This window comes from Paraliobacillus sediminis, assembly GCF_003426055.1.
In genome coordinates, this window is record NZ_QJSI01000001.1 from 22,613 (window position 1) to 45,972 (window position 23,360).

Genomic DNA, 23,360 nt, shown 5'->3' on the forward strand with positions numbered 1-23,360 from the left:
GATCCAATAAGCTGTATCAATTTAATGATCAATATTCTATTGTTCTTTACATTACGACATCCGTGGAGCAATTTCAACCTTTTTACATAGCAAAATAATTAAAGTTTCGTTGCGATTATTTATTAGAAAGGGACCAAACCAATTGAAAAAAAATATAGAACTCTTTTTAGCCTATATTCAATCAGCTGAAACAGCTCAAAAATGCTTATATACTAGTTATCAAAAATTGTCTATTAAAGATGCTCAAAAGCATAGTTATGCCAATTGTTATCAATTTTTCTATTATATACAGCATGGATTACTTTATTATCAAACAGGAAAACATTCACCTGTCGTAACCCAACCATTATTTTATTTCTATGGTATGACGCATCTTATAAAAGCTTGTTTATTAGCAAAGATACCTGATTATCCTGCTAGTACATCATTACTTGCACACGGTCTATCAACTAGAAAAAGAAAAAGACGTGATTATGAATTTTTACAAGATGAAGTAAAAATTCAACAAAAAGGTTTATTTCCGTTTTTCGCTACTCAACTTTTTCAAGTGCAGCGTTGGCAAAGTGATAAAGTTCAAATGGCTACACTTTTAAAGTCAATTCCGGAAATGGATCCATTGTTTTTCATGCACACAAAACAAACTAATATGGTTAAAGTAGCGATCAGACAAGATACAAATTTCACATTCCCTACCCATCTATTAGATTCGTATCATCTTTCTCAGGGTCGATTTTTATCCAAGTTGTCACCTTATATAGATCCAAATAAAATAAAATTGGCTGATAGATCAATAAGTTGTCCCATTAGGCAGTCCTTTTCTATTCTAGAAAAAGGACCCTTCTTTTACCATATGGATGAAGATAGTATTTATTTTCCTACAAAAAATAGGCTGCCTCATGACAGTCATGAAATAATGCATCACTATATTCTTCTTTATAATTTAAGTATGATCGCGCGCTATGAAACAGAATGGTGGGGGGATTTATTGCATGGTAATCCCACAAAAGACTACCCTTTTATTAAGTCATTCTTAGAAGTAACGAGTGATAAAATGCCTCTATACATCGGCCATTATCTTCAAACATTATGTGAATAAAAAAATTGTGAACATTATGCTTTTAAGCGACTTATTTTAGTCCGAATATATACGTTTTTGTTCTATTTTTTAGTATAATTAACTCAACTTTCTCACTTAAATAATAAGCGCTAATCGTGGCTGTGTTGCGTTTGAATTAATTTTTCTTTTATATAACATTCTTTAAAAAGGTCTGCTTTCTAAAAAATTATTGTCAATGACAGAATAAACATAGACTCTGTCGTAACATTGTTATCGGCTAGCTAAATAATTTAAAAATTGGCTATCACGCTACGGTAGCACATGGTCTCCCTTTCCGTGGGCACAACCTCAGCTATCTATAGAAGCACAGAACACTTCTATAGAGGATCTTCGGTTTGTGCTGTTCCCACAGGAGTGTCAACCATTTGCTACCTTTGCTGGATAGTGTATCTTTATTTTATACAGGTGATAAAGTACTTTTCTTTGTTTTTAACTCTTGCTTTTGTTGGCCTTTTAATAACGAATAATAGAGTCTTTCACACAATTTTATTTACCGGACTAAAGCCAGTGGATCAAGCGAAATGGGCGACACTCCTGCAGGAACAGCACGGGCTGAAGATCCACTCGGAAGCGTTCTTTGCTTCCGAGTTAGCTGAAGCCGTGCCTGCGGAAAGGGAGCCCATTTCGCTTGAGGAGCGGGACATAAATTTAAATATAAAACAGGCTTTTATTAATAGCCATAAAAAAAGATTACTCAACAAGCTTGCTTGTCGAGTAATCCTTTAAAATCAATTAATAATATCTTCAATATATAATTGCTTTTCTTCTTTTAACGAAACAATAGTTTTCGTGCTTTCAATTCGAACCATAGGTCGCGTTGGGTATTCTGGGTCTATATATATAATTTCGCCTATTTCGTGATTAGAAAGTTTAACCTTAGTTCCCGAAGAAAAGTTGGTTAAACACAAGATAAATGCTTGTAATATTTGATGGTCAAACTTTTGAAATTGGTCTTGTTGCATCTCCTCAATGACACGAAATGGAGATTGCTTTGCACGATAAAATCGTTCTGATGTCATTGCATGATACGTATCGCTAATAGCTACTATTTTAGCATAGGTATGTATTTTCTCTTCCTTCACACCTAATGGATAACCAGTACCATCCAATCGTTCATGATGCTGTAAGATGGCTAGTTTAGCACCTTTAGTTAAAGAAGTAATTTTTTCAACCAAACGGTAAGAGTAAGTTGGATGTTTCATTATTTCATCAAATTCAGGTTTACTTAATGTCCCTTCTTTATAAAAAAGAGATCGTTTTATTTTTGCCATTCCACAATCAGCTAAAAATGCAGCAATACCAATTTGCATCCACTCTTTTTTAAAACCTAACTTTTGTGCTAATACAGCTGCAATTAAGCTTGTTGAGACACTATGATGAAAAAAGTAATCATCTTTAGCAGTGTATTTATACAAAGTTAAGATATAAAAACCAACTTCTTCGGTTCGTTCTAGCAAAGGAACAATCAACTTTCGAACACTATGAATTTCAATTGGTGATCCACTTTGCCACGCTTCAAATTGAAACTTATAAGCCTTTACAACCTGTTGATAATGATCCATAAGCGGCAGTACTTTTTCAACTTGTGTTTCTTTCTTTACGTTAACTTCTTGTTTTACTTGTTCTTTAGGTGTAAATGCTACACCATTTTCCAAATTGGTAGCGACTTCTACGCGGTCAATTAAAAAACGTTGTAATACTTCTATATGTGCTTCTTCAATAACCGTGTCCTTTGTTGCAATTGGACGATTCGTTTTACCCATTACGTCCGTTTTTAGTATGCATTTAGGAATTAATTGCGATGGATGTACCCACAATGTCATCGTCACCCCTTATATGCGATATAGTGGTTCCCCTAGAGAAGGGAACCACTAATCATTATTCTTCTGTATTCTCTTGTGTGTCTGTATCTTCTTCGTTTATTTCATTAACTGGATCTTGCTGTGTTTCAACTGTTTCTTCTATTTCACTTGTAGATTGATCTTCGATAATTTCCTCATCTTCCTCATTAACAATACGCGCCACTGTTGCTACTTTGCCTTCCTCTTGAAGACGAATGAGACGTACACCCTGTGTATTTCTACCTGTAACAGAGATACCTTCAACTGGCATACGAATGAGGACACCTTGAGTTGTAATAATCATAATATCTTCATCACCTGTTACGGCTTTTACAGCAACTACTTTTCCAGTTTTTTCAGTAATGTTACATGTGAATACACCTTTACCACCACGATTAATAATGCGATAGTCTTCAGCAGGCGTTTGTTTTCCATAACCATTTTCGGTCACGTTTAACACATGTAAGCCGTTTTCAATAATTTCCATAGAGACAACCTCATCATCCCCTCTAAGGGAAATACCTTTAACTCCAGCAGCTGTTCGACCCATTGTACGAATTTGCGTTTCTTCAAAGCGAATAAGTGAACCATTTCTTGTACCGATCATAATGTCTTTCGTACCATCTGTTAATCGAACAGAAATCAATTCATCATCTTCGCGTAAGTTTAATGCAATTAAGCCACCCTTACGGATATTAGCAAATTGTGAAAGTGTCGTTCGTTTAGAAATACCGTATTTCGTTGTAAAGAATAAATACCATTCTGCTTCAAACTCATGAACAGTAATTACCGCATTAATCCATTCACCTTTATCAATTTCTAATAAGTTAATGATTGGAATACCTTTTGCTGTTCTACTGTATTCTGGTATTTCATATCCTTTAGCTCGATATACTTTCCCTTTGTTAGAGAAGAATAAAACAGTATCATGTGTTGATGTAGAAACCAAGTGTTCAACAAAGTCATCTTCATTTGTATCCATACCTTGAACACCACGACCACCTCTACGCTGTGTGCGATATGTTGAAGCTGGTAATCGCTTGATATAACCTTTATTCGTTACCGTAATAACAATATTTTCCACCGGAATTAAGTCCTCATCTTCAAAGAAGTTAATGCCACCAGCTATAATTTCAGTTCGACGTTTATCATTAAAACGTTCTTTAATTTCATTTAGCTCTTCACGAATAATTTCTAATACTTTTCCTTCATCAGCTAAAACTGCCTTTAATTCTGCAATTAATTCTAGTAATTGCTTGTACTCTTCTTCTATCTTTTCACGTTCTAAACCAGTCAAACGTTGTAGACGCATATCTAAAATTGCTTGTGCTTGTTTTTCAGATAACTGATAGTTTTCCATTAAACCTGTACGAGCAATATCTGCTGTTTTGGAACCACGTATTAATGCAATAATTTGATCAATGTGATCTAAGGCAATTCGTAAACCTTCTAAAATATGCGCACGTGCTTCAGCTTTACGAAGTTCATAGGCTGTTCTACGTTTGATAATTTCCTTTTGATGCTCTAAATAGTGAAACAAGGACTGTTTTAAATTAAGTACTTTAGGTTGTCCATCAACTAATGCAAGCATATTAATACCAAAGGACGTTTGTAAAGACGTTTGTTTATATAAGTTATTTAGTAACACATTAGGATTGGCATCGCGACGTAACTCTATTACAATGCGCATCCCATTACGGTCTGATTCATCACGTAGATCGGTAATTCCTTCAATCTTTTTATCACGTGCAAGTTCTGCGATTTTTTCAATTAATCTTGCTTTATTCACTTGATACGGCAATTCATTAACAATGATTGTTGCTTTACCATTGTCACGCTCTTCAATTAAAACTTTTGATCGAATGGTAATAGAACCTCTTCCAGTTTCAAACGCTTTTCTAATTCCACTTCTTCCTAGAATTGAACCACCTGTAGGAAAGTCCGGACCATAGATATACCCTTCCATCAATTCCTCAATGGTGATATCAGGATTCTCACTAACAGCTAGTACCGCATCAATCGTTTCTCCTAGTTGATGTGGCGGAATGTTCGTTGCCATACCAACCGCGATTCCTGATGCACCGTTAACTAATAAATTTGGAAATCGAGCTGGTAATACTTTAGGTTCTCTCTCCGAGCCATCATAGTTGTCTTGGTAATCAATCGTGTCTTTATTGATATCACGTAACATTTCCATTGATATTTTTGACATCCTAGCTTCCGTATAACGCATAGCAGCTGCAGGGTCACCATCGACTGAACCGAAGTTACCATGACCATCAACAAGCATGTTACGATAACTGAAATCCTGTGCCATTCTTACCATAGCATCATATACTGAAGTATCACCATGTGGGTGATACTTACCCAATACATCTCCAACAATACGGGCAGATTTTTTATATGCCTTATCTGCATGAATTCCTAAGTCATTCATGGCATATAATATTCTACGATGTACTGGTTTTAAGCCATCTCTTACATCTGGAAGCGCACGAGCTACAATAACACTCATGGCATAATCTAAAAACGATGTGCGCATTTCTGTTCCAATATTTATTTCTTGTACATGTGGACGTTGATTTTCCACCATACGACTGCCTCCTATCCAACTGACGACGTTACTTCTTTTCTGTTACATGATTAAATATCTAAATTTTTCACATATATAGCATTCTCTTCAATGAAGTTTCTTCGTGGCTCTACTTTATCGCCCATTAACATATCAAATATTTGGTCAGCTTCAATCGCATCGTCTAAATTAACTTGTAGTAACGTTCGATTATCTGGATCCATTGTCGTTTCCCAAAGCTGTGTAGCATTCATCTCACCTAGACCTTTATAACGTTGCAAACCTGGTTTCGGTTGTTTAGGTAATTCACTAACAATCCGCTCCATCTCTTTTTCATTGTATGCATAGTATGCAGCCTTACCCTGCTGTACCTTATACAATGGTGGTTGCGCAATGTAAATATAACCATAATCAATTAACGGTCGCATAAATCGATAGAAGAACGTTAATAATAATGTTCGAATGTGTGCACCATCAACATCCGCATCTGTCATGATTACAACTTTATGGTATCTAGTTTTCGTAATATCAAAATCTTCAGCAATTCCAGTACCTAATGCAGTAATCATCATTCGGATTTCATTATTGGATAAAATTTTATCTAAACGTGCCTTTTCTACATTTAAGATTTTCCCTCTTAAAGGTAAAATTGCTTGGAAATGACGATCACGGCCTTGTTTTGCCGAGCCACCCGCAGAATCACCCTCTACGATATACAGTTCACTTTTCGTTGCATCACGTGTTGAACAATCCGCCAGTTTTCCAGGAAGATTAGAAATTTCTAATGCTCCTTTTCGACGTGTTAATTCACGTGCCTTTTTGGCAGCCATTCTTGCTCGAGAAGCCATCAAACCTTTTTCAACAACAATTTTAGCTGTGTCTGGATTCTCAAATAAGAATTTAGAAAATAATTCACTAAATGAAGCATCCGTTATCGCACGTGCTTCACTATTACCAAACTTTGTTTTCGTTTGACCCTCAAATTGTGGATCTGGATGTTTAATCGAAACAATAGCAGTTAATCCCTCTCTGACATCATCACCAGTAAGATTCGGATCACTTTCTTTGAATAAACTATTTTTCCTAGCATAATCATTGATCACACGAGTTAAGCCTGTTTTAAATCCAGACTCATGCGTTCCACCTTCATACGTATGAATATTATTTGCAAACGAATAGATATTGCTTGCAAAACCATCATTGTACTGTAAAGAGACTTCAACAGTAATACCTGCTTCTTCTTTTTCAGCAAAGAATGGTTCATGCAATACTTGTCTTGCGCGGTTTAAATGTTCTACATAAGAACGAATTCCGCCTTCATAAAAGAACGTTTCTTGTTTACCTTCTTCGCGTTTGTCCTCAATAGAAATATTTAATCCTTTATTTAAAAAGGCTAATTCACGTAAACGTTGCGAAAGAATCTCATATTTGAACGTTGTTGTTTCTGTGAAAATTTCAGTATCTGGCACAAAGTGAATACGTGTTCCACTCTCTTCTGTTTGACCAATAACTTGTAATTCCTCATCAATAGCACCACGTTTAAAGCTCAAATAGTGAATTTCTTTATCACGATGTACGTATACTTTTAAAGAAGAAGACAACGCGTTAACAACAGAGGCACCAACACCATGAAGACCACCTGATACTTTATAACCGCCGCCACCGAACTTACCACCAGCATGTAATACGGTCATAATTACTTCTACAGCAGGACGTCCTGTTTTTTTCTGTATACCTACTGGAATACCACGACCATTATCCATTACGGTAATACTATTATCCTCTTCGATAAAGACTTGAATATGGTCACAATAACCTGCTAATGCTTCATCAATACTATTATCGACAATTTCCCATACTAAGTGATGTAAACCTCTTTCGTTAGTGGCACCAATATACATCCCAGGTCTTTTACGTACTGCCTCTAAACCTTCTAATACTTGAATCTGATTTTCATCATATACTTGTTCTATTTCAATTTTATCTTCCATTGTCAATTCTTTCACCTACAATACTATTTTTTACACTACTTTTAATTAAACGTTATCTATCCTATTCTATATTTATCCCTTTGAAATCGCTACGTTTCATTAGAATTGGTATAGTCTTCTAATTTACTAATAGTAGAAATCATACTTGCACGTTTCTTTAAAGTTAAGACGGAAAGGGGACTGTAATATATATAATCTTTTGTTATTACGATCGCTTTTGTTGTTTCTTCTTGAAGATCTAATACATTTTTGGCTTGTCTTTGATTATCAATCATTTCAGCATTAATTGTAGAAGAAGCAACAAATTGTTGATCAATAATAGCAATAACATCCTCAGAACGGATAACATTATCGCCTCCGATGTGAATAAACATTTTAAATCCCCCCATTTCTATTGCACAATTATACCATTATCGATATGGAACATTTCCGCTTTACTTATCGTTTTGTGCTGAATATCACTAACACTTGTTGTCGATACAAAGGTTTGAACTTTCCCTTGAATAGTATGTAATAAATGTGATTGACGATAATTATCTAGTTCACTTAAAACATCGTCTAATAAAAGAATAGGGTATTCCCCAACTTCATTTTTAATTAGTTCAATCTCAGCTAATTTCAATGATAATGCAGTTGTTCTTTGTTGCCCTTGTGAACCATAAGTTTGTACATCTTTGCCATTCACATAAAATACTAAATCATCTCTATGTGGACCGATCAATGTACTGCCTCTATCAATTTCCTTTTCTATGATATCTGCAAAAGCTATTTCATACTGCTTTTTTATTTTTTCCTTATCTTCCTCTTCTGATACATCAATCGAACCTGAATACGTAATTTCTAATTCTTCTTTATCCCTACTTATACCTTTATGAATTGGCGAGGCCCATTGTCTTAACAATTGCAAAAACAAAAAACGTTTCTCAACTATAACACTAGCATGTTCAATAAGTTGCTCTGTTAAAACCTCCAGCAGTGTTCGATCTTTCGATTGTCTGCGCTGCAAGTTTTTTAATAGATGATTTCTCTGTTTTAATATTTTTTGATATTGACCTAGATGATAAATGTATAAAGGTTTAATTTGACCAATTTCCATATCGATAAAACGTCGTCTAATTTGCGGACTCCCTTTCACCAAGTTCAGATCTTCTGGTGCAAACATAACAACATTTAGAGCGCCGATATAATCACTAAGTCGTCTTTGTTCAATATGATTTAATTTTGCTTTTTTTCCCTTGGAAGAAAGTTGGATTTCTAAAGGGAAGGTACGATTTCTTTTAAAGATGGTCCCTTCTATTTTAGCATAGTTTTCATTCCATTGAATAAGTTCTTTATCACGAGGGGTTCGATATGATTTAGAAAACGCTAAAACGTAGATAGCTTCCATAAGATTGGTTTTACCTTGGGCATTTTCACCTATAATTACATTGACTTTATCATCAAACTTTACATGTAAGTTTTGATAGTTCCGATAGTTCGAAAGTGTTAAGTCTTGAATGTGCATAAAATTATCCTTCCTAATTGGTTCAAGCTATATATATTAGGCATTTTCTTCTTTTACAACTTGATATACGCCAATGTCAGGAATTGAAATCTGATCACCTGGATATAATTTACGACCACGACGTTGATCTTGTTCATCATTAATAAAAACATCATAGTCTGCTAAAAATGGTTTCACCATACCACCTGTATCGATAACACCAGCTAATTTTAAAAATTGACCTAAAGGAATATATGTTGTGTGAATAGCAATACTTTCTGTTGACATATCGAACCACCTTACTTTCTAGAAGAAATATTTTTTAATCTGTTACTCTATTTTACTAAATATTTTCATATAAGCAAAGTAATCTATAAAGGATACGCTATTTCTTTTTAACTTTCTTAATTAAACCGTACAAAAATGGAAAAAGGATAGATAAGTAAACTTAATCTATCCCATTTTTATTTAAAAATTAATATGTTCGAACAGGTAAAATTAGCTGCAATATAAATTCATTATCCATAGGTCTCATAATAAATGGACGCATTGCACCAGTAAACTCTATTTTAACACGATCTTCTTCAATTGTTTTTAGTGCGTCAATCATATATTTAGCACTAAAGGATATCTTAAGCTCTTCTCCTTCAATTGATTCGGTCTTAACATCTTCTGTAACTTGTCCAACTTCTGGTGTATTACTACTAATTTCAATTTCATTATTGCCTTTTGTTTGAAGTTTTACGACATTATTACGATTTTCCTTTGCTAATAATGAAGCACGATCGATTGCTTGCAATAATTCCTTTGTTTTTGCATATACGATTGTTTTACTTTGTTCTGGGATTAGTCTAGCTGTTTCTGGATAATTCCCATCTAATAATCGCGATAAAAAGTACAGATTTTTTGTTTGAAATAGTATTTGATTCTCTGTGACACTTATCGTAATTGTTTCTTCATTGTCATCTAAAATTTTATTTAGCTCCGTTAAACTTTTTCCAGGAATAATGACATTACTAAAGTTTACCTTTTCATTAGCTTGATCTAATGGAATTTTTCTTGAAGCAAGGCGATGGCTATCTGTCGCAACAAAATCTAAGAAATGGTCTTCCACTTTCATATTGACTCCAGTTAATATCGGTCTAGTTTCAACTGTAGAAACTGCAAATACAGTTTGTTTAATTAAATTTTTAAGTAAGTCATTCTTTAATTCAAAACTATTTTCTGGTTTAAAAATTGGTAACTGTGGATATTCTACAGCATCTTGACCATTTAAATGAAATTCTGCTCCACCAGATTTAATCGTTACTTGAAAATGATCATCAGTAGAAATTTCAACTGTTTTTAATGGTAACTTTCTAATTATATCTGGAAAGTATTTAGCTTGAACGACAATACTACCATTTTTACTGATTTCTACGTTTTCTATACCTTCTTCTTCTTTCGGTATAAATGATTCTATCGATATATCAGAGTCACTGCCTGTTAATTTAATACCCTCTGCTGTGGCTTCAATTTTTATACCAGTTAAAATTGGAATCGTTACTCTTGCTGATATTGCTTTCATTACATGTTGAATACTTTCAATTAGTAAATCACGTTGAATAATAAATTGCATGAAATTAATCCTCCTAAGGGAAGTTATATATATAATTATTATTATATAAATGTCGTAGTAATAGTAGTAGGGCCTGTGATTATGTGGATAAGTCAAATTTAGACATGATTTGCATGCCTGTGTGTATGTGGATAGATTGTTGGTAAGTCTGCACCGGTTATCCACGTTATCCACATGTGTATAGATGAAATTATGTTAAAAAATTTTAAGTCGTTCCTTTATTTCTTCAATATCACGGTGTAATAATTCATCGGTACTTAACAATTTCGATATTTTTTCATGTGCATGAATAACAGTTGTATGATCTCTTCCACCAAATTCTTCACCAATTTTAGGTAATGAAAAATCCGTTAATTCACGTGATAAGTACATGGCGATTTGTCTAGGAAACGCAACAGATTTCGTTCGTTTTTTAGCAGCAAATTCATCTAATCTAATATTATATCTTTCACTAATGATCTCTTGTATAGCGGGTATTGTGACTACTTTTGGCCGCGAGCTAGGGATAATATCCTTTAATGCCTCAGCTGCTAATGAAGCATCTACATCTTTATTTACTAAGGAAGAGTATGCAACAACACGTATAAGTGCACCTTCTAATTCACGAATGTTTGTATCAATCTGATTTGCAATATATAGCATTACTTCATTTGGGATATCTAGTCCTTCAGCTTTCGCTTTTTTACGTAAAATAGCGATTCTTGTTTCTAAATCAGGTGGTGTTATATCAGTAATTAAGCCCCATTCAAATCTTGAGCGTAGACGATCTTCTAACGTTGGAATTTCTTTTGGTGGTCTGTCACTAGAAATAATAATTTGCTTATTTTCTTCATGTAACGTATTAAATGTATGAAAAAATTCTTCCTGTGTTTGTTCTTTTCCTGCTAAGAACTGAATATCATCAATTAATAAGACATCTACATTTCGATATTTATTTCGAAAATTAACAGCTTTATTATCACGAATGGAATTAATAAATTCATTTGTGAATTTTTCAGATGATAAGTAAACGACCTTTGCGCCTGGATTATGATCTAGAACATAATGCCCGATTGCATGCATCAAATGTGTTTTACCAAGCCCGACACCACCATAAATAAACAGTGGATTATATGCTTTAGCTGGTGCTTCTGCTACAGCTAAAGATGCAGCATGTGCAAAACGATTCCCTGTCCCAATAACAAAAGTATCAAAAGTATACTTATCATTTAACATCGTTTTTGGAAATTCACCATTATCTTGCTGATTGACACGTGGCATTTTCCTTTTTGTTTGCACAGTATCATCAATAGATCCTTCTGATTCTGGAATAATAAATTTTGTTTTTAATTTTGCCCCAGTTACATCAAATAACGCATCAGATATGAGTTCTGTATAGCGACTTTCAAGCCAATCCCGTGCAAATTCATTAGGTGCTGAAACAATTAATGTATCATCTGTAATACTGTCAGCACTTGTGTTTTTAAGCCAGGTATCATAACTTGGTTTGCTTACTTTTTCTTTAATTGATTCAAGTGTACTTAACCATAATTCTTCAATATTTTCCATAATACTATTCACCCCTCTCAATAAAAATAGTAATTAAGAAATAAAAAACCTCTCGCAATATCTCTGTAAAAGAAAGATCGAAAGGTAACATATTAATTGTATGCCTGTGGATAGACAGAAAGCCTAAGTATATAGTCTATAACATTTTTCAATAGTTTTCCACACCCTTGTGTGTAAGTCCATAAACAGGTGTGTTAATAAATGTCCACATGTTATCCACAGTCTGTGGATAGTTGTAATTTGTTAGTTCATTTTTAACATATTAAAGCACAAATATAATAACAAATATATGCAAAGGATGCAAGGCTTATTCGACACTTATCCACAAAGAGCAACTGTTGTAGACAATAATTATCCACAAGACTGTATTTTGTGGTTAATTTGTAGATAACTTGTGTGGACAAAAAAATACATAAAAATATTGCGCACAGGACCTGTGGATAATAATTAAATACAGTTTTTCTTAAATTTTGTTATACTTTTAAAAGATTTGTTGAGAGATTAGTGAAACGTGCTTTTTAAAATTATTTCCAAATGAGGACGAATCTAATCGTTGTAGAAAACAGGTGCTTCGATGTTGGAGTTGTAATCCTACTGTTTTTGCTTGCATAAAAGATATTGAAGATCCTCTTATAGAAGTGATCTTTATTTTGATAAAATGATTTAGTCTCCAATGCTGCAATAACTAGTTTTGAAGAAACCATCATCCAAAGAAAGCAAAACATTTTATGGCTACATTAGGGCAGATTTTATCGATAGCTGCTAAAAATATGCTGCTTTTATTCAAGCATTAATCCAGATGAGATAATAAATAAGCGTCTACGTATTGACATATGGTGCTTTCATTACGTATAATGTATTCGACTGTCTTCTTAATTTTAGAGTTTTAATTCCTCAGGGAGGTGTAATATAAATGAAACGCACATTTCAACCAAATACACGTAAGCGTAAAAAGGTTCACGGTTTTCGTTTACGCATGAGCAGTAAAAATGGACGTAATGTACTTGCTCGTCGCCGTAAAAAAGGACGTAAAGTATTATCAGCATAGGCCACTGAGATAATATCAGGGGTCTTTTTTTCAATTTAAAAGAGAATTAATGATAATAAGCTCGTTTAAGTGAAGGAATTAACAAAGCGAGCTTATTTTCATACATATCGATCAAATCTATTGGATGAATTGATGATGGAGGTAAAAGTCCATGAAAAAGGCTTATAGATTAAAAAAGGATAAAGAATTTCAACTTGTTTTTAAACAGGGAAAGTCTTTTGCTAATAGACAATTGGTAATATATTATTTAAAGAAAACAGAACAAACTCATTTTCGAGTCGGTTTATCTGTGAGTAAAAAGATTGGTAATGCTGTAATGCGTAACCAAATAAAGCGTTATCTTAGACAAGCCTTTTTAGAACTTGATGAACAGATCGATAATACGTATGATGTTATTGTGATTGCTAGGGTTCCTGCAAATAAGATGGATTTTTCAGAAATTAAAAAGAGTTTAATACATGTATTAACTAAATCCCACGTATTAAAACGTTAGAGCTATGGATTCAACATGTGAATAATGATAAAATAAAAATTAAGTTTTTACATACATCGCAAGGTAAATGAGGAGGAAGAGCATGCGCAAAAAAGTATTACTGTTTGCGGCTTTAATCGGTTTACTAGTGTTACTGTCAGGTTGTGGTGACATTGAAACGGATATTACAAGTGAAAGTACCGGATTTTGGGCACAATATTTTGTTTATCCATTATCTTGGGTCATTATTAAAGTAGCAGACTTTTTTAGTGGTAGTTATGGTTTATCAATAGTGGTTGTAACGATTGCTATTCGTTTAGTGCTATTGCCATTAAATATTAAACAATTGAAAAGCTCAAAAGGAATGCAAGCAATTCAACCAGAATTACAAAAGGTTAAAGAAAAATACAGTTCAAAAGATGCTCAAACACAGCAAAAGTTACAAAAAGAAACGATGGAGTTATTTCAAAAAAATGGTGTTAATCCAATGGCTGGTTGTTTACCAATCATTGTGCAAATGCCAATATTAATTGCGTTTTATCATGCAATTATGCGGACACCACATTTAGATGAGGGTAGTTTTTTATGGTTTCAATTAAGTGAACCTGATCCATACTTTATCCTACCAATCGTTGCTGCTGGTGCGACATTCTTACAACAAAAATTAATGATGGCAGGAACGAATACAACACAAAATGCCGCTATGCCACAAATGCAAATGATGCTTTATATGATGCCGATAATGATTGGTGTTATGGCAATCTTCTTCCCGACAGCTTTATCATTGTACTGGGTAGTCGGAAACATATTTATGGTATTACAAACTATTTTCGTTCGTGGACCTATGATGAAAGATAAGGAACCTGAAACGGGAGGAAATAAATAGTGAGACAGGTAACTGCTTCTGGACAAACAGTCGAAGATGCGGTCCAATCAGCACTAAAGCAGTTAAACACCACAGAGGACCAAGTAAAGATAGATATTATTGATGCAGGCAAAAAAGGATTATTTGGTCTGTTCGGTAGTAAACGTGCAATTGTAAAAGTAACAATTGAAGAAAGTCCTATACAGCAAGCGGAAACATATTTGAAACAGCTAGTTAATGCTTTTTCAGAAGACGTTTCTATTGAAAGAATAACACGAGGTAATACGATAACATTTGAGTTATCGGGTGAAAAGATCGCGATGTTAATTGGAAAACGAGGACAAACCTTAAATGCGTTGCAATATCTTGTTCAACTTGTTTTAAATCGCGGTAAAAAAGAGCGTTATAATGTAATACTTGATGCAGAGGGCTATCGTAACCGGAGAAGAAGTACACTGCAACAGCTAGCCCATCGATTGGCTGATAAGGCTGTTAAGATACACAAACCAGTATCATTAGAACCGATGCCTTCTTATGAAAGAAAAATAATTCATAGTGCCCTGCAGGGTAATAAAACCATAGAAACGGATTCAGAAGGAACAGAACCGAATCGTTATGTAGTTATTAAACCTGTAAAATAAAACGGTAAAAACGCGCAGGAAACAGAAAATGTTTCTTGTGCGTTTTTTTGTGGATAAGAAGAGAAGAATAAAAAAACGCGTTGTCCACTTGTGCATAACTTTAATTTTGAGAATAAACGCTTTTCATTCGTATAAAATACTATACACATGTGGATAAAAGTGAACGTATAGCTTTTCAATAGGCTAATGATGTGCTATTCTGTTATGTTAGTGACAGCTTTTTTATAGATAAGTAAATAATATAAATTTTATATAGATGACTGAAGGAAATTTGGAGGTGAAGGAATGATGGAAACTGATACAATAGCAGCGATTTCAACACCAATTGGGGAAGGTGCCATTGCAATTGTTCGATTGAGTGGGAATGATGCAACAATGATTGCCACTAAACTTTTTCATGGTGCTAATTTAACTACCGTAGATTCACACACAATTCATTATGGAAAGATCATTGATCCAGAAACAAATCAAACGGTTGAAGAAGTAATGGTTAGCGTGATGCGTGCACCGAAAACTTTCACAAGAGAAGATGTTGTCGAAATAAATTGTCATGGTGGACTGGCATCGGTAAACCGTTTGTTGGAATTAGTTCTGCAGATGGGAGCTCGACTGGCTGAACCAGGTGAATTTACGAAACGCGCCTTTTTACATGGTCGGATAGACTTATCACAAGCTGAAGCAGTAATGGATTTGATTCGTGCAAAAACGGATAAGGCAATGAATGTTGCAATTAAACAGTTAGATGGAAAACTATCTAAATTAATTCAGCAATTACGCCAGGAATTATTACAGACAGTAGCCCATGTTGAGGTCAATATTGATTATCCAGAGTATGATGATGTAGAACAAATGACACATGACTTTATGCTTGTAAAGACAAAAGAGGTTTATCAAGAAATTGAACGTTTGTTACAAATGGCAAGACAAGGTAAAATTCTACGTGAGGGGATTGGAACTGCTATTATCGGGAGACCGAATGTAGGTAAATCGTCTTTATTAAATGCTTTGGTTCATGAAAATAAGGCGATTGTTACGGATGTTCCTGGTACAACGCGTGATGTGATTGAAGAGTATGTAAATATTCGAGGTATACCACTACGATTAGTCGACACTGCAGGAATACGTGATACGGAGGATATTGTAGAAAAAATTGGTGTTGAACGTTCTCGTCAGGTACTAAAAGAGGCCGATTTAATTTTACTCGTTTTAAATTATAATGAAGCATTAACGGATGAAGATCTGCAATTATTTGAATTAGTAAAAGACCTTGAAGTTATTGTACTTGTTAATAAAACAGACCTACCGCAGAAAATTGATTTAGAGAAACTAAAGCAATTGGCTAATGGACAACCTCTTATTACAACAGCTTTAATAGAAGAAACAGGCTTGGATGATTTAGAAACAGCAATTGCTGACACATTTTTTGAAGGTGAACTAGATACTGGAGATTTAACATATGTTTCAAATGTACGTCATATACAATTGTTAAAGCAAGCATTACATGCACTTGATGAAGCAATGGATGCGTTAAGAGACGGTATGCCAATTGATTTAGTTCAGATAGATGTAACACGCACGTGGCAACTGCTAGGTGAAATTGTAGGGGACACAGTCCATGACAGTTTAATTGATCAACTGTTTTCTCAATTTTGTTTAGGAAAATAAAAAATCTGTTTTATAACAGATAGACAGAGGGTGACAACTAATGACATATAATGCTGGTAATTTTGACGTAATAGTTATTGGTGCAGGACATGCAGGTGTAGAAGCGGCAAATGCTGCAGCAAAACGCGGAGCAAACACATTAATGCTTACATTAAATTTAGATATGATTGCTTTCATGCCATGTAATCCATCGGTTGGTGGACCAGCAAAAGGTGTTGTGGTAAGAGAAATAGATGCATTAGGTGGATTAATGGGTAAAGTAATTGATAAAACATATATTCAAATGCGGATGCTTAACACAGGAAAAGGACCAGCTGTTCGTGCGCTAAGAGCACAAGCTGATAAGCCTTTATATATTCAAGACATGAAAAGAAGGCTAGAAAATCAAGATAATTTAACATTGCGCCAAGCAATGGTTGAAAAATTAATTATGGAAGATGGCGTGTGTAAAGGTGTTATTACGGAGACAAAAGCCGCCTATCATGCAAAATCAGTTATTATTACAACAGGAACGTTTATGCGATCTCGGGTTATTATTGGTGATTTATCTTATGAAAGTGGACCAAATAATCAACGGGCATCTGTTAAACTTTCGGAACATTTAGAGGAAATTGGCTTTGAGTTGGTACGGTTCAAAACAGGGACACCACCACGTGTAAATAGCCATACAATTGATTATTCAAAAACAGAAATTCAACCAGGGGACGAAAACCCAAGTCATTTCTCATATGAAACATCGCAAGAACTAATTGATCAAATACCTTGTTGGTTAACGTATACGAATGAATCTACACATAAAATTATAAATGATAATTTAGGTTTATCTGCTATGTATTCAGGCATGAAGATAGGGACTGGTCCTCGCTATTGTCCGTCAATTGAGGATAAAATTGTTCGTTTTCATGACAAACCACGCCACCAAGTTTTCCTAGAACCAGAAGGAAGAGATACAGAAGAAGTCTACGTACAAGGGTTATCAACATCCTTACCAGAGTTTGTTCAACGGGAAATCCTACGTTCAATCGAAGGATTAGAAAATGCTGAAATTATGCGTGCAGGTTATGCGATAGAATATGATTCAGTTGTTCCGACTCAATTATGGCCAACGCTTGAAGTGAAGAATGTTCCTGGCTTATACACAGCTGGACAAATAAATGGAACATCGGGATATGAAGAAGCAGCGGGTCAGGGATTGATGGCTGGAATTAACGCAGCTGCAAGAGCGCTTGATAAAGAACCTTTAGTTCTCGACCGGTCACAGGCATATATTGGTGTGCTAATTGATGATTTAGTAACGAAAGGAACAAACGAACCCTATCGATTATTAACATCTAGAGCGGAATACCGTTTACTTCTACGACATGATAATGCAGATATGCGTTTAACTGAAATTGGACATCAAATCGGTATGATTACAGATGAACGTTATCAAAGTTTTGTCGATAAAAAACAATTTGTTGAAGATGAAACGAAGCGTTTGGAAAAGGAAACAATAAAACCATCTGAAGCATTGAAAGTTTTAATGGATGAAGTTGGTGCAACAGAGTTAAGAGAGCCAACAAAAGCAATAGAGTTATTGAAAAGACCTGAAATTAACTATCAATTAATTGAGAAGCTAACACCTGCACCAATCAATCTAAATTATGATGTTAAGGAACAAGTTGAAATTCAAGTTAAATATCGGGGTTACATTGATAAGTCTAATCAACAAGTAGAACGAATGAAAAAAATGGAAAATAAATGGATCCCAGAAAATATTGATTATGATGCCGTTAGTGGTATCGCAACAGAGGCAAAAGAAAAATTCAAAAAGGTTCGTCCTTTATCAGTTGGTCAAGCCTCACGTATTTCTGGCGTTAACCCAGCGGATGTATCAATTCTGCTCGTTTATATTGAACAAGGGAAAATCGCTAAAGTATAAAACACCTTTATAAAAATGAGCATTAGCAAGCGTTTTGATACGTTTGTTTCCAAATAGAAAGGAATTTAATGTCGATGAATGCCGAATCATTTGCTGCAAAAATGTTGGAACACGGAATAGAACTATCTGATCAACAAAAACATCAATTTGATATTTATTTTCAAACATTAGTTGAATGGAATGAAAAAATAAACCTAACTTCAATTACTGATGAAGCGGGGGTCTATCTGAAACATTTTTATGATTCTCTTACGGCCTCGTTTTATTTTGATTTCAGTAAAGAACTTCGTATTTGTGATGTGGGAGCAGGTGCAGGTTTTCCTAGTATTCCATTAAAAATATGTTTTCCGCATTTACACGTTACAATTGTTGATTCATTACAAAAAAGGATTAACTTTTTAAATCATTTAGCTAACCAGTTAGAATTAGAAGGCGTTACCTTTTACCACGACAGAGCAGAACTATTTGGTAACAATCAAGAATATAGACAATCGTTCGATGTTGTAATGGCAAGAGCCGTTGCACGAACATCAGTTTTGAGTGAATTATGTTTACCATTATGTAAAACTGCTGGAACATTCATTGCGATGAAGGGCCCAAATGCCCAGGATGAGTTAGTTGATGCGAAAAAGGCAATTGAGCTTTTGGGTGGAGAAGTTTCTACTATTCACACCTTTGACTTACCTGATAATAATGGTGAGCGTAACATTGTTATAATTGATAAAATTAAAAAGACACCAAAGAAATACCCGCGAAAACCGGGAGTTCCTAATAAAGCTTCATTGTAATGAAAAGGGTAGAAAACAAAGATAGTGCTGAAGAGATCAGTACTATCTTTGTTTTACTTTGAAATCTAGTAAAATTTTTCGTGTTTTCTGCTATACAATCTTACGCTTTATGCGTAATGTGTGATAGAATAATAGTAGAATATAACGTCGTAGATAAGAAACTAGAGGGATACACAGTCGTTTCAAGACTATTCTTATCGTAATAGAGTAATGAATTGTTTCACGTGAAACAATTCATTAAAGTTACCTCACTAATAAACGTATTGTTAGTTATGAAGTATTGGTGATCAATGACCGATACTTCATATTTCATACGTACGTTAAGTAGGAATATAAAGGTGGTGTCTGTTCATGTTACACCCGTTCAGCCGAATATTTGGCATAGGTGATAAATCTGAAGAAGTGGAGGAGTATATTCCAGATGAAGTATTCCAACTTCCGGTTAAGGATATTGCACCAAATAGGTATCAACCGCGTGCTATTTTCAATCAAGAAAAGATAGAAGAACTAGCACAAACGATTCATACACACGGTATGATCCAACCTATTGTTGTGCGAAAAATGGAAGATGGAGAGAAAAAATACGAGTTGATTGCTGGTGAAAGAAGATGGCGTGCGGTTACCTTTTTAGAATGGGAAACTGTACCAGCAATTATTCGAACGATGACTGAGGCAGAAACGGCTTCTGTTGCATTAATAGAAAACTTGCAAAGAGAAGAATTAACTGTGATTGAAGAAGCGAAAGCATACAGTCGCTTGTTAGAGATCCATGACTTAACCCAAGAGGCTTTAGCGCAACGTTTGGGTAAAAACCAATCAACGATAGCTAATAAACTAAGATTATTAAAGCTACCTGAGGTCGTGCAAATTGCAATATTAGAGAAAAAAGTAACAGAGAGACATGCACGAGCATTAATTATATTAAAAGATCCAGAAAAGCAAGAAAAATTACTAGCTGAAATAATTGAAAAAAGTCTAAATGTTAAACAGACAGAAGAGAGAATAGCAAAACTAATGGATGACACGCCTAAAAAGAAAAAACCGAGATTAAAAGGTGTGAATAAAGACATGCGCATTGCTATGAATACAATACGTCAATCGCTGAGCATGGTAACGGACACTGGAATTGATTTAGAAACAGAAGAACAAGATTATGACGATTTTTATCAAATCACAATCAAAATTCCAAAGAAAAAAAAGTAAAGAAAAAATCCCGTCTTCGAGTAACGTAAGGTTGGGATTTTTTCTTTGATATGAAAAAACAAAACTATTTACCAATGTTTATTTGTTAAAAAAGTGATAGAATATAAAATATAGAGTTATAACTAGGTAGGTGACACCATGGGAAAAGTAATTGCCGTAGCCAATCAAAAAGGCGGCGTAGGAAAAACTACTTCATCAGTTAACTTAAGTGCTTGTTTAGCTTATTTTAACTATAAAGTTTTATTAGTCGACATAGATCCACAGGGGAATGCAACTAGTGGCGTGGGTATTAATAAAGCTGACATGGATGAATGCATTTATAATGTATTGGTTGAGGACTTAGATGCTGAAAAAGTATGTGTTCCTACAGCGGTGGCAAATTTAGATGTTATTCCAGCAACGATTCAACTGTCTGGAGCAGAAATAGAGCTTGTTCCAACTATTTCAAGAGAAGTTCGCTTGAAAAAGGCATTGGAACCAGTTATTGATCAGTATGATTATATTATAATTGATTGTCCACCATCACTAGGATTATTGACTATCAATGCATTAACAGCTGCTGATAGTGTATTAATTCCTGTTCAATGTGAGTATTATGCTTTAGAGGGCTTAAGTCAGTTATTAAATACTATCCGACTTGTCCAAAAACATTTGAATAAACAATTAATGATAGAAGGCGTATTATTAACAATGTTAGATGCAAGAACAAATTTAGGTATACAGGTAATAGACGAAGTGAAAAAGTATTTTCAAGATAAGGTCTATCGATCAATTATACCTAGAAACGTACGTCTTGGAGAAGCGCCAAGTCACGGTAAACCGATTATACTTTATGATCCGAAATCTAGAGGTGCTGAAGTATATCTTGATTTAGCAAAGGAAGTGATTGCAAATGGAGAGAGGATTAGGGAAAGGAATTAATGCTTTTTTCCCAGAGTTAGAGGATGAGAAAGAATCAGAATTAGTAATTCAAGTTTCGGTTAAAGAATGCCGACCCAATCCATATCAGCCCCGTAAGACATTTCAAGCAGATGCTATTGAAGAATTAAAGGAATCAATTTTGGAATTTGGTATATTGCAGCCTTTAATTGTTAGAGATAGTATTAAGGGCTATGAAATAGTCGCTGGTGAAAGAAGATTCCGTGCTGCAAAAGAAGCAGGTCTTGATACAATCCCGGTTATTGTTAAAGAATTAACGGATCAAAAAATGATGGAGTTAGCCTTATTAGAGAATTTACAACGTGAAGATTTAACACCAATTGAAGAAGCTCAAGCTTATGCTAATCTGATGAAAGAATTTAATATTACACAAGAAGTATTGGCTAAAAGATTAGGTAAGAGCAGGCCTCATATAGCGAATTTAACACGCTTACTGAGCCTCCCAACGACCATTAGTGCCTTAATTAATAATGGAGAGCTATCAATGGGTCACGGAAGAGCTATTCTTGGTTTAAAAGATAAAAATAAACTTCAACCTTTAATAGATAAAATTCGAAATGACAGTCTAAATGTTAGACAAGTAGAGCAGCTTGTGAATCATCTAAATGATAAAAAGCCTGAACAAAAACAACAACCAAAGAAAAAAGATTTGTTTATCACAGAAAGAGAAGGTATTTTACGTGATCAATTAGGAACAGGCGTAAAAATCCATAAAGGTAAGCGAAAAGGAAAAATTGAAATTGAATTCTTTTCGGACGATGATCTAGATAGAATCTTAGAGCTATTTCAGTAAAAATAAAGTCTGACAACGGGAAATAAAGCCGATCTGTCAGGCTTTATTTCTATTTTAAAGTATATTGTTTCACGTGGAACAATGATAGGCGGGTGGGGTAAGTATGGCTTTACTAGGTACAATAATTAATGGAATAGCTATTATAATTGGAACAGTACTAGGCCTATTTTTTAGGAAAATACCTGAAAGGTACAAAGAAACAATCTTAAGTGGTATAGCATTAACTATCATACTGATTGGCTTGCAAATGGCCTTACAAGTCAATCACATTATAATTGTATTGTTAAGTATTATGACTGGCGCAATACTAGGAGAAGTAATAGATATAGAGAATAGACTGAATAAAATTGGTACTTGGGTCGAATCTATTATAAGTGGTAACAAAGTAGATTCAAAAATATCACAAGGATTTATTACAGCATCTTTGATCTTTGTAGTAGGAGCAATGGCAATTATAGGAGCGTTAGATGGCGGGCTACGAGGAGATCATGGTGTATTAATAACAAAGTCAATATTAGATGGATTCACCTCATTGGTGTTAGCTACTACTTTAGGGTTTGGTGTTATCCTGTCTGCAATTCCAGTTGTTATTTATCAAGGTACGATTGTTTTATTGGCAACAACAATAGAAAAATGGATTCCACCGGCTTTGTTAGAAGGATTCATTGTAGAGATGACAGCAACAGGCGGTCTATTAATTGTCGCAATAGGTCTAAATATGCTAAACGTTACTAGTATTCGTATAGCTAATCTATTACCATCACTGTTTATGGTAGGTATTATATATACAATATATCAATTCTTATTAGGGTGATCATATTATAGAATAATTAAGATAGAAGCCATTTCTACTAT

At 34.4% G+C, this 23,360-nt stretch carries 21 protein-coding genes; 13 read left to right on the forward strand and 8 right to left on the reverse strand.

The features are described 5' to 3' along the window. Positions 1-142 precede the first annotated feature (142 nt). On the forward strand, positions 143-1,096 hold the full coding sequence (locus D2K60_RS00130; RefSeq protein WP_162880649.1) for a YaaC family protein: 954 nt from the start codon (positions 143-145) through the stop codon (positions 1,094-1,096). Between the two features lie 528 nt (positions 1,097-1,624). Continuing rightward, complete coding sequence (locus D2K60_RS20520; RefSeq protein WP_162880650.1) at positions 1,625-1,843, forward strand: hypothetical protein; 219 nt, start codon at positions 1,625-1,627, stop codon at positions 1,841-1,843. A 2-nt stretch (positions 1,844-1,845) separates the two neighbouring features. Here the strand turns inward: D2K60_RS20520 and D2K60_RS00140 are convergent, their stop codons facing one another. The 8 genes from D2K60_RS00140 to dnaA all read right to left on the reverse strand — a co-directional run bounded on the left by D2K60_RS00140 (position 1,846) and on the right by dnaA (position 12,170). Then, positions 1,846-2,940, reverse strand: coding sequence for an HD-GYP domain-containing protein (locus D2K60_RS00140; RefSeq protein WP_240335198.1), 1,095 nt, complete (start codon positions 2,938-2,940; stop codon positions 1,846-1,848). Positions 2,941-2,995: 55 nt separating this feature from the next. After that, positions 2,996-5,551, reverse strand: a complete 2,556-nt coding sequence (gene gyrA, locus D2K60_RS00145) for a DNA gyrase subunit A (protein WP_117167979.1) — start codon at positions 5,549-5,551, stop codon at positions 2,996-2,998. Positions 5,552-5,601: 50 nt separating this feature from the next. Beyond that, positions 5,602-7,521 carry a DNA topoisomerase (ATP-hydrolyzing) subunit B gene (gene gyrB, locus D2K60_RS00150; protein WP_117167980.1) on the reverse strand — a complete coding sequence of 640 codons (1,920 nt, stop codon included), beginning with the start codon at positions 7,519-7,521 and terminating at the stop codon, positions 5,602-5,604. A gap of 89 nt (positions 7,522-7,610) precedes the next feature. Next, complete coding sequence (gene remB, locus D2K60_RS00155; RefSeq protein WP_117167981.1) at positions 7,611-7,895, reverse strand: extracellular matrix regulator RemB; 285 nt, start codon at positions 7,893-7,895, stop codon at positions 7,611-7,613. A gap of 17 nt (positions 7,896-7,912) precedes the next feature. Next, on the reverse strand, positions 7,913-9,025 hold the full coding sequence (recF, locus tag D2K60_RS00160; RefSeq protein ID WP_117167982.1) for a DNA replication/repair protein RecF: 1,113 nt from the start codon (positions 9,023-9,025) through the stop codon (positions 7,913-7,915). A gap of 36 nt (positions 9,026-9,061) precedes the next feature. Further along, positions 9,062-9,292 carry a S4 domain-containing protein YaaA gene (gene yaaA, locus D2K60_RS00165; RefSeq protein ID WP_117167983.1) on the reverse strand — a complete coding sequence of 77 codons (231 nt, stop codon included), beginning with the start codon at positions 9,290-9,292 and terminating at the stop codon, positions 9,062-9,064. A gap of 187 nt (positions 9,293-9,479) precedes the next feature. Further along, positions 9,480-10,622: a DNA polymerase III subunit beta gene (dnaN, locus tag D2K60_RS00170; RefSeq protein WP_117167984.1), complete on the reverse strand. Its 1,143-nt coding sequence runs from the start codon at positions 10,620-10,622 to the stop codon at positions 9,480-9,482. A 195-nt stretch (positions 10,623-10,817) separates the two neighbouring features. After that, on the reverse strand, positions 10,818-12,170 hold the full coding sequence (gene dnaA / locus D2K60_RS00175; protein WP_117167985.1) for a chromosomal replication initiator protein DnaA: 1,353 nt from the start codon (positions 12,168-12,170) through the stop codon (positions 10,818-10,820). A gap of 913 nt (positions 12,171-13,083) precedes the next feature. On the opposite strand from dnaA, the gene rpmH reads away from it, so the two are divergent. From rpmH to D2K60_RS00230, 11 genes are all read left to right on the forward strand, one after another. Next, on the forward strand, positions 13,084-13,218 hold the full coding sequence (gene rpmH / locus D2K60_RS00180) for a 50S ribosomal protein L34 (RefSeq protein ID WP_117167986.1): 135 nt from the start codon (positions 13,084-13,086) through the stop codon (positions 13,216-13,218). Positions 13,219-13,369: 151 nt separating this feature from the next. Further along, positions 13,370-13,711 carry a ribonuclease P protein component gene (gene rnpA, locus D2K60_RS00185; protein ID WP_117167987.1) on the forward strand — a complete coding sequence of 114 codons (342 nt, stop codon included), beginning with the start codon at positions 13,370-13,372 and terminating at the stop codon, positions 13,709-13,711. An 82-nt stretch (positions 13,712-13,793) separates the two neighbouring features. Beyond that, positions 13,794-14,576, forward strand: coding sequence for a YidC family membrane integrase SpoIIIJ (spoIIIJ, locus tag D2K60_RS00190; protein ID WP_117167988.1), 783 nt, complete (start codon positions 13,794-13,796; stop codon positions 14,574-14,576). Then, positions 14,576-15,196: an RNA-binding cell elongation regulator Jag/EloR gene (jag, locus tag D2K60_RS00195; RefSeq protein ID WP_117167989.1), complete on the forward strand. Its 621-nt coding sequence runs from the start codon at positions 14,576-14,578 to the stop codon at positions 15,194-15,196. Before spoIIIJ ends, jag begins: the two co-directional genes overlap by 1 nt. A 288-nt stretch (positions 15,197-15,484) precedes the next feature. Further along, positions 15,485-16,861 carry a tRNA uridine-5-carboxymethylaminomethyl(34) synthesis GTPase MnmE gene (gene mnmE, locus D2K60_RS00200; protein ID WP_117169052.1) on the forward strand — a complete coding sequence of 459 codons (1,377 nt, stop codon included), beginning with the start codon at positions 15,485-15,487 and terminating at the stop codon, positions 16,859-16,861. Positions 16,862-16,901: 40 nt separating this feature from the next. Continuing rightward, a complete protein-coding gene (gene mnmG / locus D2K60_RS00205) occupies positions 16,902-18,782 on the forward strand; it encodes a tRNA uridine-5-carboxymethylaminomethyl(34) synthesis enzyme MnmG (protein ID WP_117167990.1) in 1,881 nt (626 codons plus the stop codon). A 74-nt stretch (positions 18,783-18,856) separates the two neighbouring features. After that, complete coding sequence (gene rsmG / locus D2K60_RS00210; RefSeq protein ID WP_117167991.1) at positions 18,857-19,570, forward strand: 16S rRNA (guanine(527)-N(7))-methyltransferase RsmG; 714 nt, start codon at positions 18,857-18,859, stop codon at positions 19,568-19,570. Positions 19,571-19,921: 351 nt separating this feature from the next. After that, on the forward strand, positions 19,922-20,773 hold the full coding sequence (gene noc / locus D2K60_RS00215) for a nucleoid occlusion protein (protein WP_117167992.1): 852 nt from the start codon (positions 19,922-19,924) through the stop codon (positions 20,771-20,773). A gap of 138 nt (positions 20,774-20,911) precedes the next feature. After that, on the forward strand, positions 20,912-21,694 hold the full coding sequence (locus D2K60_RS00220; protein ID WP_117167993.1) for a ParA family protein: 783 nt from the start codon (positions 20,912-20,914) through the stop codon (positions 21,692-21,694). After that, positions 21,666-22,505, forward strand: a complete 840-nt coding sequence (locus D2K60_RS00225) for a ParB/RepB/Spo0J family partition protein (RefSeq protein ID WP_117167994.1) — start codon at positions 21,666-21,668, stop codon at positions 22,503-22,505. Before D2K60_RS00220 ends, D2K60_RS00225 begins: the two co-directional genes overlap by 29 nt. Positions 22,506-22,608: 103 nt before the next feature. Further along, positions 22,609-23,319 (forward strand): DUF554 domain-containing protein, encoded by a 711-nt coding sequence (locus D2K60_RS00230; protein ID WP_117167995.1) that lies wholly within the window; start codon positions 22,609-22,611, stop codon positions 23,317-23,319. The last annotated feature ends 41 nt before the right edge of the window (positions 23,320-23,360 follow it).

Bases quoted from the DNA above. Each gene is read 5' to 3' on its own strand.
- remB (WP_117167981.1), bottom strand. From the start codon at position 7,895: ATGTTTATTCACATCGGAGGCGATAATGTTATCCGTTCTGAGGATGTT.
- D2K60_RS00220 (WP_117167993.1), top strand. From the start codon at position 20,912: ATGGGAAAAGTAATTGCCGTAGCCAATCAAAAAGGCGGCGTAGGAAAA.
- yaaA (WP_117167983.1), bottom strand. From the start codon at position 9,292: ATGTCAACAGAAAGTATTGCTATTCACACAACATATATTCCTTTAGGT.
- spoIIIJ (WP_117167988.1), top strand. From the start codon at position 13,794: ATGCGCAAAAAAGTATTACTGTTTGCGGCTTTAATCGGTTTACTAGTG.
- mnmE (WP_117169052.1), top strand. From the start codon at position 15,485: ATGGAAACTGATACAATAGCAGCGATTTCAACACCAATTGGGGAAGGT.
- gyrB (WP_117167980.1), bottom strand. From the start codon at position 7,521: ATGGAAGATAAAATTGAAATAGAACAAGTATATGATGAAAATCAGATT.
- recF (WP_117167982.1), bottom strand. From the start codon at position 9,025: ATGCACATTCAAGACTTAACACTTTCGAACTATCGGAACTATCAAAAC.
- rpmH (WP_117167986.1), top strand. From the start codon at position 13,084: ATGAAACGCACATTTCAACCAAATACACGTAAGCGTAAAAAGGTTCAC.
- dnaA (WP_117167985.1), bottom strand. From the start codon at position 12,170: ATGGAAAATATTGAAGAATTATGGTTAAGTACACTTGAATCAATTAAA.
- dnaN (WP_117167984.1), bottom strand. From the start codon at position 10,622: ATGCAATTTATTATTCAACGTGATTTACTAATTGAAAGTATTCAACAT.
- rnpA (WP_117167987.1), top strand. From the start codon at position 13,370: ATGAAAAAGGCTTATAGATTAAAAAAGGATAAAGAATTTCAACTTGTT.
- D2K60_RS00225 (WP_117167994.1), top strand. From the start codon at position 21,666: ATGGAGAGAGGATTAGGGAAAGGAATTAATGCTTTTTTCCCAGAGTTA.
- mnmG (WP_117167990.1), top strand. From the start codon at position 16,902: ATGACATATAATGCTGGTAATTTTGACGTAATAGTTATTGGTGCAGGA.
- rsmG (WP_117167991.1), top strand. From the start codon at position 18,857: ATGAATGCCGAATCATTTGCTGCAAAAATGTTGGAACACGGAATAGAA.
- noc (WP_117167992.1), top strand. From the start codon at position 19,922: ATGTTACACCCGTTCAGCCGAATATTTGGCATAGGTGATAAATCTGAA.
- gyrA (WP_117167979.1), bottom strand. From the start codon at position 5,551: ATGGTGGAAAATCAACGTCCACATGTACAAGAAATAAATATTGGAACA.
- D2K60_RS00140 (WP_240335198.1), bottom strand. From the start codon at position 2,940: ATGACATTGTGGGTACATCCATCGCAATTAATTCCTAAATGCATACTA.
- D2K60_RS00230 (WP_117167995.1), top strand. From the start codon at position 22,609: ATGGCTTTACTAGGTACAATAATTAATGGAATAGCTATTATAATTGGA.